Source organism: Moorena sp., assembly GCF_982860115.1.
Genome location: NZ_CEYLVT010000428.1, coordinates 1 through 2,629 on the forward strand (window position 1 = coordinate 1; position 2,629 = coordinate 2,629).

At 43.1% G+C, this 2,629-nt stretch carries 1 protein-coding gene; it reads right to left on the minus strand.

All coding sequences use genetic code 11. The annotated features are described in order from the left end of the window. Positions 1–2,341 (minus strand): two-partner secretion domain-containing protein (locus AC4II3_RS32370; RefSeq protein WP_488017154.1); only part of this gene is annotated, 2,341 nt, incomplete at its 3' end. Positions 2,342–2,629: the final 288 nt, after the last annotated feature.

The following is a 2,629-nucleotide window of genomic DNA, read 5'->3' on the forward strand; positions in this document are numbered from 1 at the left end:
CAGATATATCCCGCACATCCGATAAGATTTGGCCACCTCGTACCATGGCACTGGGATCTTGGGGTATACCACCCCGTCCGGTAATATAAAAACTACTGGTATCAGTCCAACGGCAACCTTCAGCGATTTGTTGAGTGCGATCGCGCAGTTCTGTCGGTAATTCAATTAAGCCGTTAGCCGGATCTACATCAGGATTGTTAATAGTGATCAGGCCATCTACCCCAAACTCAGAACTAGCGGTAATGGCACTATCAGGAAATACAAATAACCCTTGGGTAGTAATGTCAATATCTCCGCCATTGCCTCGATTAGCATCGGTTTTGATCAAGCTGCCTTCCATCAGAGTCACTAAATTCGAGTTAATGGTAATTTTGCCAGCATTGCCATCGTTCTCAGCTTCCGCAGTGTCAGCTTCCGCAGTGATGGTGCTGCCATTACGCAATAGTAAACTGTTTGTGATATCCAGGGTAATATCGCCACCTTTCCCATCGAAGGTGGAAGAGGTGATACTAGCACCATAATTAAGGTTGATGGTATCAGCCTTGATAAATAATTCTCCCCCATCACCCGATCCGAGATTTCTGACCCTAATTTGGGCATCTTGGCTATCGGGATCCCCTGAGATAGTCAACTTGGAAGTGTTAATCCTGATTTGACCAGCATTGCCACTGGGGATGGGTTCTAGTCCAAATAGTCTTTGGACGAAAACACTAGGACGTGGTACATTACTGGAAATATCTGTAAAGCTACTAGGACCGGTTGACAAGGTATCGAGTAAGGTCACAGACTCTGAAGCATTAATCCTAACAATACCAGCATTACCAGAAGAACCAGTAGAAGCACCAATTACTCCACCATCTTGGAGCAGCAATCTTGCTGTATTTACCTCCACACTACCCCCATTACCTTTACCAAAAGAGGCAGCACTCACTACGCTCTGCTGGTTTACACCTGGAATGAAACCCACTATATCAATGGATTCCGTAACATTGAGGGTTATATTACCGCCATTACCTTCACCGGCAGTAAACGTTAAAATGTTTGCTAGAGCTAATCTCAGTTGATTGGTGGAGATGGTAATATTTCCGGCGTTTTTTTCGCTGAAGGTTAAAGAATTTACAGTACTACTGAAAGCACTCTGATTATCAGGGGTAAAACCAATCATATCAACCGATTCAGAAGCTTCGATGTTGATATTTCCTGGCGAACCTGAGATATTTCCTGGCGAACCTGAACGAAAACTGTTGGTCAATACATCTGCTCCTCCAAAGACCTTTAAATTTTTGGTAATAATTTCTAGATCTCCCCCGTCACCACTGGATATGGTCAGGTTAGCTACAAAGGTATTGATACTACCGTTAGCGTCATTCTCTCCAATAGTTACACTTTCAGTACCATCAAGTATGGTATTGCCAGCATTTTGACTACCTTCATTTTGAGTTAGTACGATTGAATTATCTCCTACTGTAATGGTTGCGCCCCTCAATCGGATCGAGCCAGCGGTGTCGCCACTGGTATCAAGGAGGGCGCTTTCAGTTAATTGAATATCCCCATTATTTGAGACTTGACTCAAGTCGAAATCCCAGCCCGATGCTACCGGTGTTAATTGCACCATCGTACTAGAATTGTTGCTACCTACGGCTGCAATTTCGATTTGTCCTCCTTCTGCCGAGAGCAAACCACCCCTGAGGCTAATGTCTCCTCCTACCAAGGCTAAAGTATTCCCCGGTTGAACCTGTAATTGGGAGCTAATATTACTGCGATCGAAAGGAGCGAAAATACTGCCATTGAGGGTTTGTCCAGGACCATTTACTGTAATATTTACCGGATTTGTTCCCATCTGTAAACCAGGAGTAATATTAATCGTTAATAATGGCGCTTGGTTTGGTTCAGTGGCACTAAATTCAATTCCATTTCCAAACACTACACTCTCCGCAGTAGTAGCGAAAAATGAACCACCTATAGCTAAGGAAGCATTTTGCCCAAAGATAATTCCGGCTGGATTAATCAGAAATAAATTAGCGTTACCATTAGCACGAATTAAACCGTCAATATTAGAAATAGTCCCTCCCGTAACACGGCTAAAGATATTGACAATATCCCCAGCATTGTTAAAGAAAGCTGACCCGTTGCTGGGTACGGAAAATTCCGAGAAGCTATGAAACAAATGATCTGAACTACGTACCCCAGATTCAATTAAGAAATTCAGTCCATCATCACTATTGACCGTAGTGGATAAAGTGCCATCACTGCTGATTTGGGCGGTGGCGATGTTGGGGATGAGGACACTAGAGACTAAAACATAGCAGAGTAAATAGCATCGCTGAATAGTTTGATTCATCAACTTGACCCTGGTGGCTGATGTAACTTAGGTTTGAGTGGGATATGGTTATTTTTCCCATCAGCGATGGTCAAACTCACAAATCGTGAGCTAAAGTTTGGTGGGCAAAATAATCGCTCTAATTAATACTGATTGGAAGCAAAGTGTTTTTGCCCACCCTACAAGCTAAATCTAAAATCTAATCCTCTTTAATCGCACAAGTTGCTCGCATAAAATCGAGCGCTTGGTTCGAGTTGACAACAGCGACTAATTCGAGATTACCTTGCTCATTAATAATCCAAGCATTAG